Origin of the sequence: Micrococcus lylae, from assembly GCF_900163825.1 — a bacterium.
Classification (GTDB): domain Bacteria; phylum Actinomycetota; class Actinomycetes; order Actinomycetales; family Micrococcaceae; genus Micrococcus; species Micrococcus lylae.
The window spans coordinates 111,435-124,265 of the sequence record NZ_FUKP01000014.1; the positions used below are offsets into that span (position 1 = coordinate 111,435).

10 protein-coding genes are annotated in these 12,831 nt (G+C 70.4%); 7 read left to right on the forward strand and 3 right to left on the reverse strand.

The features are described from left to right. The 3 genes from eccCa to eccD are packed head-to-tail and all read right to left on the reverse strand — an operon-like array spanning position 1 to position 6,376. A complete protein-coding gene (eccCa, locus tag FM125_RS02455; RefSeq protein ID WP_087133538.1) occupies positions 1-4,053 on the reverse strand; it encodes a type VII secretion protein EccCa in 4,053 nt (1,350 codons plus the stop codon). Continuing rightward, positions 4,050-5,000 (reverse strand): P-loop NTPase family protein, encoded by a 951-nt coding sequence (locus FM125_RS02460; RefSeq protein WP_087133539.1) that lies wholly within the window; start codon positions 4,998-5,000, stop codon positions 4,050-4,052. Before FM125_RS02460 ends, eccCa begins: the two co-directional genes overlap by 4 nt. 44 nt (positions 5,001-5,044) lie before the next feature. Continuing rightward, on the reverse strand, positions 5,045-6,376 hold the full coding sequence (gene eccD, locus FM125_RS02465; RefSeq protein ID WP_087133540.1) for a type VII secretion integral membrane protein EccD: 1,332 nt from the start codon (positions 6,374-6,376) through the stop codon (positions 5,045-5,047). 437 nt (positions 6,377-6,813) lie between these two features. Between eccD and FM125_RS02475 the strand changes: the two genes are divergently transcribed. The 7 genes from FM125_RS02475 to FM125_RS11695 all read left to right on the forward strand — a co-directional run bounded on the left by FM125_RS02475 (position 6,814) and on the right by FM125_RS11695 (position 12,592). Beyond that, a complete protein-coding gene (locus FM125_RS02475; RefSeq protein ID WP_087133542.1) occupies positions 6,814-7,137 on the forward strand; it encodes a hypothetical protein in 324 nt (107 codons plus the stop codon). 92 nt (positions 7,138-7,229) lie between these two features. Next, positions 7,230-7,535, forward strand: a complete 306-nt coding sequence (locus tag FM125_RS02480) for a pore-forming ESAT-6 family protein (protein WP_087133543.1) — start codon at positions 7,230-7,232, stop codon at positions 7,533-7,535. Positions 7,536-7,639: 104 nt separating this feature from the next. Continuing rightward, positions 7,640-8,005, forward strand: a complete 366-nt coding sequence (locus FM125_RS02485; protein WP_087133544.1) for a DUF6507 family protein — start codon at positions 7,640-7,642, stop codon at positions 8,003-8,005. 47 nt (positions 8,006-8,052) lie between these two features. Further along, positions 8,053-10,350 (forward strand): HNH endonuclease signature motif containing protein, encoded by a 2,298-nt coding sequence (locus tag FM125_RS12385; protein WP_087133545.1) that lies wholly within the window; start codon positions 8,053-8,055, stop codon positions 10,348-10,350. 4 nt (positions 10,351-10,354) lie between these two features. Then, positions 10,355-11,101 carry a hypothetical protein gene (locus FM125_RS11690; protein WP_143745194.1) on the forward strand — a complete coding sequence of 249 codons (747 nt, stop codon included), beginning with the start codon at positions 10,355-10,357 and terminating at the stop codon, positions 11,099-11,101. Between the two features lie 62 nt (positions 11,102-11,163). Next, positions 11,164-11,847, forward strand: coding sequence for a hypothetical protein (locus tag FM125_RS02495; protein ID WP_143745196.1), 684 nt, complete (start codon positions 11,164-11,166; stop codon positions 11,845-11,847). A 7-nt stretch (positions 11,848-11,854) separates the two neighbouring features. Then, positions 11,855-12,592, forward strand: a complete 738-nt coding sequence (locus FM125_RS11695) for a hypothetical protein (RefSeq protein WP_143745198.1) — start codon at positions 11,855-11,857, stop codon at positions 12,590-12,592. Positions 12,593-12,831: the final 239 nt, after the last annotated feature.

The following is a 12,831-nucleotide window of genomic DNA, read 5'->3' on the forward strand; positions in this document are numbered from 1 at the left end:
TCAGCTCCTCGGATCAGTCGGGGTCTCGGACGGCGGGGGGGAGAAGGGGGTCTGGACGGTCTCCCAGCCGCGCCCGCCTGCGGTGTACAGCCCCCGGCCCGGCGGCTGGCGCTGGGCCCGGCGTCCGTCGATCAGCGCGCCCTCGCTGCGGGGGCCGTCCATGAGCAGCACGCCGGCGCCGGACTCCCGCACGGCCGCCGTGAACGGCTCGTGCAGGCCGCGCGCGGCACCGGTGACACGGCGAGCCATCACCACATGCAGGCCGATCTCGCTCGCCATGGGCACGTAGGGCGTCAGCGGGGCCAACGGGCTGCCGCCGCCCGCGGTGAGCACGTCGTAGTCGTCCAGGACGACGACGATCTGCGGTGACGGGGGAGGACCGGGCGTCGCGGTGGCGTCCTGAGGAACACGGGTCTTCAGCTCCTCCGCGATCGACGCGGACAGCCGCTGGCCGAGAAGGCTCGAGCGGGCGTGGCCGCCCAGGAAGTCGTCCGGGACCACGCCGTCGAACTCCTGGCGCGGATCGTAGAGGGCGATCACCAGGTCCTCCGGCGTGGAGTTCGCCACCAGGCTCCGGCAGACGTGCCGCAGCAGCGACGAGCGGCCGGACGCCTGATCGCCCAGGACCAGCAGGTGCCGATCCCGTCCGAAGAGGTCCACCGTGCGCGTCGTGAAGTCCTTCTCCGTCCGGCCCAGGGCGAACCGGCCGGGCTCGTGCACCGGCGCCAGCTCCCCGGGGTGGAGCAGCCCGGGCAGGACGCGCACGGGCGGCACCATGGAGCCGTCGGCGGAGGCCGCCACGGCGCGGACGGTCTCCGTCAGCGCGGCGGTGGCGGACGCGGCGTCGACGGCGCCGTCCACGCGCGGCAACGCCAGGTGGCCCACGAGGCCGTCCGGGGTGAGCGCACGGCCGGGCCGTCCGACGGGCAGGGACTCGCCCTTGCGCTTGCCGTGGGAGGACTCGGCGGGCTCGCCCAGCCGGAACTCGATCCGATGGCTGAAGAACGCCTGCTGCGAGATCCGGACCTCGTTCCACCGGGTGGCGGTGGCCACCACGTGCACGCCGTAGCCGGAGCCGCGCGCCAGGATGTCCTGGACGTCGGCGGCCAGGGGCTCGAACTCGTCGGCGAGCTGGCCGTAGCCGTCCACGAGCAGCACGACGTCGGCCACCGGCAGCTCCGGCAGGTCGCCGGCCGCGTGGGCCGTGCGCATGGCCTGCAGCGAGTCCAGGCCGTGGCGCTCGAACACGTCCTCCCGCTCGGCGAGCATCGCGTGGACCTCCTCCACGGTGCGTCGCACCCGCTCGCGCTCGGTGCGGATGCCGACGCCGCCCACGTGCGGCAGCTCCAGCAGGGGCCGGAGGCCGGAGCCGAGCAGGTCGATCCCGTACAGGGCGAGCTCGCGGGGCGAGTGGGTCAGGGCGGCGGAGAGCGCCAGGGTGCGCAAGGCGGTCGACTTCCCGGTCTGCGGTCCGCCCACGAAGACGGCGTTGCCGCTGCCGGCTGCCAGGTCCAGGGACCACGGGCCCTGCCACTGGCGGGACGGGTCGTCCACCATGCCCAGGGGGATGCGCAGGCCGCCACCTTGGGGGAGGACGGGGCCCTCCGTGGTGATCTGCGGGGGACCGGTGACGGCGTCCAGGGGGAGCGCGTCCGGCAGCGGGGGCAGCCAGATCGGCTCGGTGGCGCGCTCGTGGGTGCGCAGCACGTCCACCAGGTGGCTCATCACCGTGGTGCCGGTGGTCCGGACCGCCGGGACGGGGGCCGACTCGGAGCGCCGGCGCCGCTCGTCCGCGCGGGCCGCCACGAGCTCCCGCTGCTCCTGCTGGGAGAACGGCCGCACCACGGGGTCGAACCGCTGCTCCGCCAGCGGCGCCGCGAGTTCGTCCTCGAACAGCGCGGACAGCGGGCCGGAGACGTAGCCGGCCTTGAAGCGGTCGTACACGGACGTGTCCACCTTGAGGTAGCCGTAGCCGGGCACGGCGGGCAGGTGGAAGGCGTCCGGGGTGTCCAGCACGGTCCGGGACTCGGCCTCGGAGAGCGTGCGCAGGCCGAGCCGGTAGGACAGGTAGGTGTCCAGGCCGCGCAGCTTGCCGCCCTCGATGCGCTGGGAGGAGAGCAGCAGGTGCACGCCGATCGACCGGCCGATGCGGCCGATGGACAGGAACAGGTCGATGAAGTCCGGCTGCGCGGTGAGCAGCTCGCCGAACTCGTCGATGATGACCAGCAGGTGCGGCAGCGGCTCCCAGTCCTCGCCGCGGGCCGCGGCCTCTCTCCGGTGCAGCTCGTAGTCGGTGACGTTGGAGATGTTGCCGGCCCGCTGGAGGACCTCCTGCCGGCGGCGGATCTCCCCGGCCAGGGACTCGTGCACACGCGTGATCAGGGACGTCTCGTCGGACAGGTTCGTGATGATGCCGGAGACGTGCGGGACCCCCTCGAACGGCGCAAACGTGGCGCCGCCCTTGAAGTCCACCAGCACCATGTTCAGCCGCTCCGGCGGGTGCGTGACGAGCAGCGCCAGCACCAGGGTGCGCAGCAGCTCGGACTTGCCGGAGCCGGTGGCGCCCACGCAGAGCCCGTGCGGCCCCATGCCCAGCTGGGCGGACTCCTTGAGGTCCAGGAGGACCGGTGCGCCGTCGTCGTCCACGCCGAGCGGCACGCGGAGGAACTCCTGGTCCGCCCGGTCCCGCCAGTTCTCGCGGATCTCCGCGGGGCTGAGCTCGTGCAGGCCCAGCAGGTCCGTGTAGCGGTTCGTGGACACGGACTCCTCGTGCTCCAGGGAGTCGGGGGACAGCCGCAGGGGCGCGAGACGGCGGGCGACGGCGGCCGCCTGCGCCGCGGAGACGGGGTCCACGTCCACGGGCACGCGCCAGGCCTGGCCGCGGCGGGTCTGCGGCTCGGCATCCAGCCGCCAGCCGCCGGTCTGCTCGGCGGGGCGGAGGGTGAGCCGCAGCGCGATCCGGTCCGGCTCCTCCACCTGGTCCGTGAGGAAGCGCAGGACGGTGACCCCGAGGTCGGCCACGGAGGCCGTGACGTCGGGGGAGGGGACGGCCGTCACGGGGCCGGCGTCGGTCAGGTCCAGCACGAGCAGCCGCGGCAGGAGCATGCGTGGGTCCTGCGAGGCGCCCGTCGCGTTCTTGCGGGCCTCGGCCACGAGCCGGGCGCGGCGGGTCAGCTCGGCGCGCAGGTCCGCGGTGAGCTCGGCGCGGGTGTGGAACACGCGGCGCAGCGGGCCGACGGCGGTGGGCCGGGTCTGGTCCGCCAGGTGCGGCAGCTGCACGGCCCACTCCCAGGCGGCGACGTCGCCCTCGGGCACCACGAGCGCGAGGTAGAGGTCCTCGGGGGAGTGGGCGACGGCGGCACGGGCCAGGATCCCGCGGGCCAGCTCGGCGCGGGCCTCGGCGGGCCCGAGCACGGACACCTCGCCGAGGGAGTCGAGGGCGAAGGCGGCGGGCAGCCGGGTGCACACCGAGTAGCGCTCGCGGACGGCCTCTGCCTCCTGCGTGAGGAAGTGGTCCGGCGGGTCGGTGGCGCTGGTCTCGGTCTGCACGGTGATGTCCCGGACGGGCAGATCTCCGATGCCGAGCCGCAGGAGCAGGGTGTCGGGGTCGTCGCGGCGGCGCTCCCAGAGGCGGTGGGGGTTCTCCACGAGGGTGCCGAGCAGGTCCACGTCGGGGTCGATGCGGCGGGCCTCGGCGCGGAGCCGTGAGTCCTCGGCCTTGAACCGCCGCCGCAGGTCGTCGAGGTGGTCCAGGTACGCCTCGCGCTTGAGCTGGCGCTCCCGGCGGTTCTTGCCGCGCTGGGAGAAGAGCAGCACCACGGAGGCCAGGACGGTCACGATCATCATGAGGGCGCCGACGGCGGCCAGCGGGGAGCCGCGGAAGAGCATCATGACCGTCATGGAGGCGGCCGCGCCGAGCAGCGGGACCAGCATGATCAGGTTGACCCTGCCCTCGGACTGGTCCAGGACGGGGGCGCCCTCGATCACGTGCTCGGAGCGCAGCTGCGCCGGCGCCACGGTGCGCGCCGGACGGTGGACGATCCGCGTGCTCATGCGGTGGCCTCCGCGGCGGGCAGCCCGCGGGCCAGGGTGAGGGCCACCGCGGCCGTGTGCATCACCTCGAGGCGGCGCTCGTCCTCGAGCACCGCCTCCGGCCGGGGTCCCCGACGCAGGACGCGCGAGTGGCCCACGGCCGTCCAGGCGAGGGCCCGCTCGGCGACGCTGCGGGTGAGGCCCGCGTGCCAGGGCGCTCCCACGCGGTCGCGCCCATTGGCCACGGCGAGGACGGGCGTCCGGGGGTACGCCTCGCGCAGGTCCGCGGCGTACTCGAAGACGGCGCGCACCGAGGCGCGGTCCTGGCGGCCCACCACCACGAGGGCGTGGGCCGTGGACACGGCGGCGCGGGTGCGGGGGTCGGTGTGTCCGGCCGGGCACTCGACCAGGGTGACGGCGCTGTGCCGGGAGACCTCGGCGAGCAGCTGGACCACGTCCTCGGCGTCGAGCGCCGGCTCGGGCGGGGCGGTGTGCACGTCCACGTGGCCGGTGTCCGGGTCCGCCAGGATCCGCAGGAAGTCCAGGCGGGTCTCGGGCCGCTGGTCCCGCAGGGCGGCCCACGCGGTGCGCGGGGTGGGGGCGGGGTCCGGCGTCGTCCCGGCCTGGCCGGAGGCGTGGTCGGCAAGGTCGAGGCGCGCCACCACGTCCGAGCGGAAGGCCCGCAGCTCCCGGGCCATGGCGGCGACCAGGGCGGAGCGGCCCACGCCGCCGGCGGGGGAGAGCACGGCGATGCGCCGGCCGGTGGCCACCGGCTGCTGGAGCGTGATGGCGGCGGAGGCCCACCGGTCCGGCAGCGTGTCCGCGGCGAGGACCCGGGCGGCAGCCCGGATCGCCCGCTCACCGGAGGCGGCCGCGCGTTCGCCGCGGAGCGCGGGCGGTCCGTCCTGGGCGGCGACCGCCTCGTCCAGGGCGGAGGTCAGCTCTCCGGTGCGGCGTGTGCTGCTCATGCGGACTCCTGGCTGCTCGGGACCGTCGGCGGGCTCGGGGCGGGTCATGACTGGAAGGTGGTCAACAGGGTCCCGTAGAGGCCGAACGCGCCGACCACCACGGGGATCACGGCGAGGGCGGCCACGGACTCCGCGCGGTCCCCGAGGATGCGGAGCCGGGCGGCCACGTGGGCGGCGGGGCGCAGCCAAGGGGCGGCCAGCAGGGCCACGGCGGTGAGCAGCAGGACACCGGCCGCGGCGGCGAGCATCCAGCTCTGCCCGACGAGTCGCCCCAGCGTGACCAGGGTGACGGCCCAGAGGAGGAGGGCGGCGAGGCCGAGCAGGATCCGCTGGAGCGTCAGCGGGAAGTGGCGGACCCGCAGCGCCACGACGGCCGTCCACAGGGTCAGGGTCGCGAGTGTCCAGCCGTCGGCGACGCCGGAGCGCAGCACGACGACGCCGGCGGCGCCCAGGGACAGGGCCAGGCACAGGAGCGAGGCGGTGAGGCTGCGGTGGGCGAGGGTGAGGACGCGGAGCACGTCCGCGCGGCGCAGGGTGCCGGAGCCCTGGAGGTTCCGGTCCATGGAGTCCAGCCCGGACAGGCCCACGGCCCAGCGTGGCAGGGCGCCCAGCAGCACGAGGGTGACGGAGCCGGCCACCAGCGCGGCCAGGTGCGGTGCGGGGGCGAGCCACCAGCACAGGGCCCAGCAGCCGGCGAGCAGTGCGGCGGTCAGGAGCACGGCGACGGCGGCCCGGGGCATCCGCGTGCTGACGGTGACGGCCACCAGGGTGAGCACGAGGGCCGCGGCCAGGGAAAGGACGGCCGTCAGCGGCGCGGGCGGGGCGGTCAGGAGGGCGAGCCCGAAGGCCAGCAGCGGGACGGGTGCCAGGGCGGGGGCCACGTCTCCGCGGTCCCACGGGCGCCACGCGACGGCGGCGCAGGCGAGCAGCCCGAGGGCACCGGCGGCGGGGAGCGCGGCGGCCGGGGTGTGGGAGGCCAGGAGGGCCAGGGCCCCGAGCAGGGCCAGAGCCCCCACGACCACGGCGGCCACCACGTGCACGCGCCGGTCGGACCAGCGGCGCACGGCGGGCATGAGGTCCTCGCCGGCGTCGGCGACGTCGTAGACGATCGGCTCTGGCAGCGCCTCCTCGACGGTGGTGAGCAGCAGCCATTCGCCGTCCGCCACGTGCTGGTCCCGCAGGGAGGCCTGCGGGGAGAGGGCGGGGCCGCCGATCCGGTTGAGCACGGTGCGCGCGCCGTCCGGCACGGCGCCGGACAGGCCCGTGAGCTCGGTGATCCGCGGCATCAGGGCGGCGAGCGGCTGGTCGCCCGGCAGGAGCAGCTCCACGCTGCGGTCCTGTGCGGTGACGGTCACGCGGGTCAGCGCCAGGGCCATGCGGGTGCTCCTCGGAAGTCTGTGCGGTCGGTGATCAGGACGACGGCGACGGCGCCCTGGCGCAGCTGCTCGCGGCGCTGGTTCTGCTGCTCCACGAGGTTCACGATGAAGGACGTGGCGACGCAGCCGGCGGCGATCAGGGCGGCGAGGAACAGGCCGATGACGAGCGGCCGGATGGTCCGGGGCCAGCGGCGTCGCCACCGGTCGGGGCCCGTCCCCGGCGGGCCGATACTCAGGGTACCGGTCCGGGTGGACGTCGTACGGCTGTGCGACGCGTGGGCGCCGACCAGAACGGCGGAAGTGTCGGTCTGAGACGCCGGGCGTCGGCGGGGGTTGGCACACAGGGAGGCCCAGGCCTATCGTCACTCTCGGCGCGACGTCGGGGGACCGTCTCGGACATCGTGTGCAGACCAGTCAATCGACACAACGGGAACGACATGGGAGCCACCACGCTCACCACCCTCACGCAGTCCACCGGCGCGTCCTCGGACGACCTGACCTCGCTGGTGCGTCAGCTCGTGGACGCCGCCGCTCCGCTGGAGGGCAAGTTCAATGGTGCGGGCCGCGCCCGCTTCGACCAGTTCAAGGCCCGGGTGGACGAGGTCACCAACGACCTCAACGGCGCGCTCGCGGCCATCAACCAGGGCCAGTCTGAGATGGACACCGCCGTGCAGACCGGCGACCAGGAGACCTCGGACAACGCCGCCGCCGCGGAAGGCCGCTCCAACTTCGACTCGGCCCGCTTCTCCTCCAGCCGCTGACCCGCGGCCGCAGGTATCACCGGACCACTTCAGATCTCGACGCCGGCCCCGCACGGGCGGGGACCGGCCGCACAGCACAGAGGAGAACAGACATGACCACCGATCGCATCGGATTCGACACCGACGTCTCCCAGTCCGTCCAGGGCGACATCGCCGGCATCGTGGGCCGCCTCGAGGCGCTCATGGGCCAGCGCGACGCGGACGTGGCCCAGGCCATGGCCGACTTCCAGATGGACGGCGCCTCGGACGAGTACGCGCACGTGGAGACCCGGTGGAAGAACGCCTCCAACGAGGTGCGCTCCATCATCGACCTCGTGAAGACCACCCTGTCGGAGAACGACCAGACGGCCTTCACCACGCAGTCCAAGACGCGCACGGCCATCACCAACATCGGCTGACCAGGCGGGCATCGCCCGACGCGGCGGGCACCGGGGGCGCGGCACGTGCCCGGCCTCGGTGCCCGCCGTTGTCGGGGACGTGAGACGGGGAGAGGACGCAGACCATGCGGTATTCGGTGGACGTGCCGGCGAGCGCGCAGGTGGTGAAGGACGTGGCCCTGCAGTGCAGCGGCTTCGAGGGAGAGATCTCCGGGCTCACCACCGCGGCGGAGAGCGCCGCGCAGGCCTCGCAGTCGGCCCTGGTGGGCCAGGCGCTGGTGGGGTTCTTCGAGGAGAGCGTCTCGGGGAACCTGGAGTCGGCGGTCTCGCTGGTGTCCAAGGCCGTGGAGGAGACGAACAACGCCCTGACGTACATCGTGCAGGGGGACGAGGACATGGCCGCCACGGCGGTGTCCTCGCTGGAGACGACGGAGAGCGCGACGGCGACCACCACCTCCTGGGGTGGCGGCCGGGGGCCGCGGGCCGTGTGAGGCCCACGCAGGACTGACGGGATCGGACGGGGCAGGAGCAGAGCATCATGGACATCGGCATCAACTGGGGGGCGTTCCCGCCGCTGGCGGACGCCGCGGGCCTGGAGACGGCGGCGGACTCGCTGCGCACGCACGCGCGGGGGTTCGCGCAGATCATCTGGGACAACCGGGACACCTGGAAGGGGCTCGGGGCGACCTTCGAGTCCCCCGACGCCGGGACGCTGCTGGCGGTGCTGAACCCGAACGAGCCGCGGGCGGACGACGTGTTCACGGACACGAACAAGGCCGCGGACGCCCTGGACGAGTTCGCGGCCACGGAGCGGGGGCTGGCCACGGAGAAGGACGCCCTGCACGGGCAGTACCAGAGCCTGCTCAACGAGATCGGCGACAACGCGGAGTGGGTCAAGGACGAGGACCTGGTCAAGCGCCAGCAGGGGATCGTCGACTCGATGAACGACATCATCTCCCGCCACCAGTCGGCGGAGATGACGTGCGCGAATGCGATCAACGCGCTGTACGGGGGCACGCGGTATGTCCAGGCTTCGGCGGACGGTTCGGTGCCGGAGGGTGCGCAGGCGTATGGGATGAGCCGGGAGCAGTTGAACTCGGCTTCGGGTGCGGGGGAGACGCCGTGGGCGAAGCCGGCGGAGTGGGACAAGCCGTGGTACCGGGATGTGGTGGACGGGGTCGTGGATTTCGGTTCCGGTGTGTGGGAGTCGCTCAAGGGCACGGTGACGGGTCTGGTGGCTCTGGTGAATCCGTTCGATTGGGAGACGTTCTCGGCGACGTGGTCGGGGATCGGGACGTTGGCCACGGATCTGGCGGTCACGGCGACGCCGGTGGGTGCGTTCGTCTCGGATGAGCGGCGTGCGGAGTCGGGGGATCGGTTGGTCGCGACGGCGAAGGCGGTTGCGAATGTGGAGATGTGGAAGGAGAATCCGGCGAAGGCGGCGGGCATGCTGACCGGTGATCTGGCGACCGTGTTCCTGCCGGGTGGGGCGGTGGCCAAGGGTGTGACGACGGCGGCGAAGTCGGGCAAGGCGGTCTCGCTGGCGGGGAAGGCGGGCAAGTTCGCCACGAAGTTCGGGGTGCCTGCGGCGAAGGCGGACAAGTTCGCGCTGAGCACGGTGAAGGGCCTGAACTCGACGGCGATGCGGATCGACGACATGAGTCAGAGTGTGAGCCGGTTGAAGTATGAGGCGAAGCTGAAGGCGATGGACCTGGTGCCGGATCGGATGGCGGCGGGGCTGACCCGGGCGCGGGCGTCGGTGGAGCCGTTGACGGTGAAGGGCATCGTGGGCGCACCGCAGTCGAGGGCTGTGAAGGAGGCGTCGCTGGAGGAGGGGTTCACGGTGAAGGCGATCGTGGACGCTCCGCAGTCGGAGGCGGCACGGGTGCAGAGTCGCGTGGAGGCCGGTGTGGTTTCTGAGCGGGTGCCGGCGATGGCTGGTGGTGGGGGTTCTGCCGGTGGTGGTGCGGGTGTGGTGGATTCGGCCGCTGGGCCCGGGGGGACGCGTTCGGGTGGTGGCTCCGCGGATGTGGGGTCCGGCTCCGGTGGTGGTCCGGGTGGGTCGGGTTCCGGTGGTGTGGGGGACGGGATGCCGGATGTTCCGGAGCCGAGGGACCGGCCGGCGGGGCAGTGGCCGGATGTTGTGGAGGATGCGTCGAAGGCGCAGCGGGTGGAACGGATCGATGGGTATCTGGATTCGTCGCAGACGCCGCGGGGCACGGGCGTGACCGGTGCGGATGAGTACACGACGCGGATGGGTCGGGGTGTGTATGAGCGTGTGGATCCGGATTCCACGGCGGTGACCCGTGAAGTCGAGCTGCAGGTGCGGGCCAAGTGGGATGATGCCTCGATCGAGGATGCGGTCCGCAAGGAGCGGTACCTGGAACAGGACCTGGTGGACAACGGGGGCCGCAAGACGTTCGTGACCGGCACGGACCGGGAGATCACGCGCCGCGAAGTCATCAGTGATTACGACAGAGCGATGAGTCTGGACATGCCGGACGCGGTGCGGGAGAACATCCTTGGCAGGCAGGACGAGCTCGCGTCGACCCTGCGGGCTCAGGGCAAGTCGGAGGAGTTCATTCAGGAGTCACTCCAGTCGCAGCGGGACGTGATTCTCCGGGACGAGCTCTCGAAGTACGATCTGGACCACAAGGTGGACCTGCAACTCGGTGGCAAGGACGATCTCGACAATATGAACTGGTTGCGCAAGGATGTGAATCGGAGTTTCGGTTCGCAGTTGAAGTGGCGGAGCAAGATCCTGGGTGTGACGGATTTCTTTGACGAAACTCAGGGTGTTGAGTTCTCCGCTCTCTCCATCGGTAGAGTGAGGTGACTGAATGAGGATAGCGCGCGAGGATGGCGGTCCCGATCCCACGCTAATGAAAAAGGTCAAGTCCGCCTGGAGTGAAGTCAGAAGAGGTGTCGACCGCGACGCGCCTCCCCTAGTCCTCAAGTTCATTGGCAAGGATGCGGGCAAGCGTCTGATGTCACACCCGTTGGAATCCTGGCACCAGGCGGTGGTGTATGCGCTATCTGGGCAGAGGGACGCGCTGATCTGCGTGATGCAAGGTGCAGCGTTGCGAGTGGCAGCCTCCTATCCTCATTCGACGAGGTACTTATTTCAGGGGGCTCAGATTTACCGCTGGTGTGCCCTTCGTGTAGGATTGATTGCATGGGGGGAGGTCTGGGATGTACCCGTTTCCGGCAGTCAGAAGAGTACGAGCAACCCATTCTTGCTCGGTGATAAGGATCTCGAGAAGTATCTGAACCCCGAGATTGATTCTCGCTTTTTCCGTGATTATGGAACGCTTCAGTCAAAAAGTGGTTGGCGGTCTTCTCCTGAAGGTGAGGTCTCCGGACTCAATCGGCTGATCGAAGCGCTTGAGCGTGCAGTCATTGGGTTGCGGGATTCCCATGTGAATGACGTGGGCCTGTCGGAGGAGCGTTTGCTGGAGTTGATTGATTTCTACTCTCGGATGATTCGAATGTGGATGGGGTTGCCGCAGGAACAGCCGGCACCGGAGCCGGACTTCAGCGTGGAGCTTCCGCCGGAGTTTCAGGGGTTCGGTCCGCAGGTGCGGTAAAAGTGCAGGCGGGGGCTGGCGTCGTCGTCCTGGTGGGTGGCTCCGTTATAAGCATCTTGCAGATGTCGGTTCAGGCGTTGGACGAGCTGTGTGATGCGTATCTGGATTCGTTGCAGACGCCGCGGGGTCCGGGGCAGACGGGTGTGGATGAGTATGCGACGCGGCTGGGTCGGGGTGTGTATGAGCGCGTGGATCCGGACTCGACAGCGGTGACGCGTGAGGTCGAGCTGCAGGTGCGGGCCAAGTGGGATGATGCCTCGATCGAGGATGCGGTTCGCAAGGAGCGGTATCTGGAGCAGGATCTGGTGGACCACGGGGGCCGCGAGACGTTTGTGGCTGGCGCGGACCGGGACATCACCCGTCGGGACGTGATCAGTGATTACGACAGGGCGATGAGTCTGGAGATGCCGGACGCGGTGCGGGAGAACATCCTGACCAAGCAGGACGAGCTCGCGTCGACCCTGCGTTTGCAGGGCAAGTCGGAGGAGTTCATTCAGGAGTCACTCCAGTCGCAGCGGGACGTGATTCTCCGGGACGAGCTCTCGAAGTACGATCTGGATCACATGGTGGACCTGCAACTCGGTGGCGAAGATGACATCTCCAATATGAACTGGTTGCGGAAGGACGTGAATCGGAGCTTTGGTTCGCAGTTGAAGTGGCGGAGCAAGATCTTGGGTGTCACGGGCGAGTATGCAAAGACTGTCGGTTTGGAGTTTCACAAGGTGTCGATCGGGAATGTGAGGTGAGTGGTCGATGGCCGAGCAGAGTAAGCCTTTGGACCCGGTGCTGCTGAAGAAGGCGGAAGGTGTTTGGAAGCAGGTTGGGGGTTCGATCGCTTCGGAGGCGCCGAAACTGGTGAGAAAGTTCGTGGGCAAGAATCCTGCAAAACGTCTGCTGGGCCATCCGGAGGAGCCGTGGCACCAGGCGGTGGTGTACGCGCTCTCTGATCAGCCTCAAGCGCTGATTCGTGTGATGCAGGGGGCGACTCTGCGGGTGGCGGCCGATTATCCGGAGTCGACTCGATATCTGTATGAGGGTGCACAGGTGTTCCGGTGGTGCTCGTTGAGGCTTGGTTTGTTGGGCTGGGCTGAGGTGTGGGACGTTCCCGTGGTGGGGGAGAAGCGTCCAGGCCCGCCGTATAGCCTCGGCGACCGGCAGCGGACAAGATACCTTTCCCCAGAGTCCGATGATGGTTTCCAACGAGAGTTCGGCACTATCGAGGCTAAAAGTGGATTCAGAGCGACGCCGACGATGGAGGCCGGTGCTGTCAATCGAATGGCGGAGGCTCTGGAGCGCTCGGTCATCGGCCTGCGGGATCCGCTGATGAATGATGTGGGTCTGTCGGAGGAGCGTTTGCTGGAGTTGATTGATTTCTATGCGCGGATGATTCGGATGTGGATGGGGTTGCCGCAGGAGCAGCCGGTGCCGGAGCCGGACTTCAGCGTGGAGCTTCCGCCGGAGTTTCAGGGGTTCGGGCCGCAGGTGCAATAACGGCGAAGGCGGCGGGGACGTCGTCGTCGAGATGATGGCCGCGTGGTGGGGGCGGCCGCTCGTCTCAGATGAGCGGCGTGCGGAGTCGGGCCAGCGGTTGGTGCAGGTGGGCGAGGCCGTGTTGAACGTGGAGATGTGGAAGGAGAACCCGGCGAAGGCGGCGGGCATGTTGACGGGTGATCTGTGTCGCGCGTCAGACTTAGTGGCAGGGCCGTTATGTAGGTCCTGAAGGAGAGTCA

Coding starts and splice junctions, on each gene's coding strand:
- FM125_RS02485 (WP_087133544.1), top strand. CDS start 7,640: ATGCGGTATTCGGTGGACGTGCCGGCGAGCGCGCAGGTGGTGAAGGAC.
- FM125_RS02480 (WP_087133543.1), top strand. CDS start 7,230: ATGACCACCGATCGCATCGGATTCGACACCGACGTCTCCCAGTCCGTC.
- FM125_RS11695 (WP_143745198.1), top strand. CDS start 11,855: ATGGCCGAGCAGAGTAAGCCTTTGGACCCGGTGCTGCTGAAGAAGGCG.
- FM125_RS12385 (WP_087133545.1), top strand. CDS start 8,053: ATGGACATCGGCATCAACTGGGGGGCGTTCCCGCCGCTGGCGGACGCC.
- FM125_RS02460 (WP_087133539.1), bottom strand. CDS start 5,000: ATGAGCAGCACACGCCGCACCGGAGAGCTGACCTCCGCCCTGGACGAG.
- FM125_RS02495 (WP_143745196.1), top strand. CDS start 11,164: ATGTCGGTTCAGGCGTTGGACGAGCTGTGTGATGCGTATCTGGATTCG.
- eccD (WP_087133540.1), bottom strand. CDS start 6,376: ATGGCCCTGGCGCTGACCCGCGTGACCGTCACCGCACAGGACCGCAGC.
- FM125_RS02475 (WP_087133542.1), top strand. CDS start 6,814: ATGGGAGCCACCACGCTCACCACCCTCACGCAGTCCACCGGCGCGTCC.
- eccCa (WP_087133538.1), bottom strand. CDS start 4,053: ATGAGCACGCGGATCGTCCACCGTCCGGCGCGCACCGTGGCGCCGGCG.
- FM125_RS11690 (WP_143745194.1), top strand. CDS start 10,355: ATGAGGATAGCGCGCGAGGATGGCGGTCCCGATCCCACGCTAATGAAA.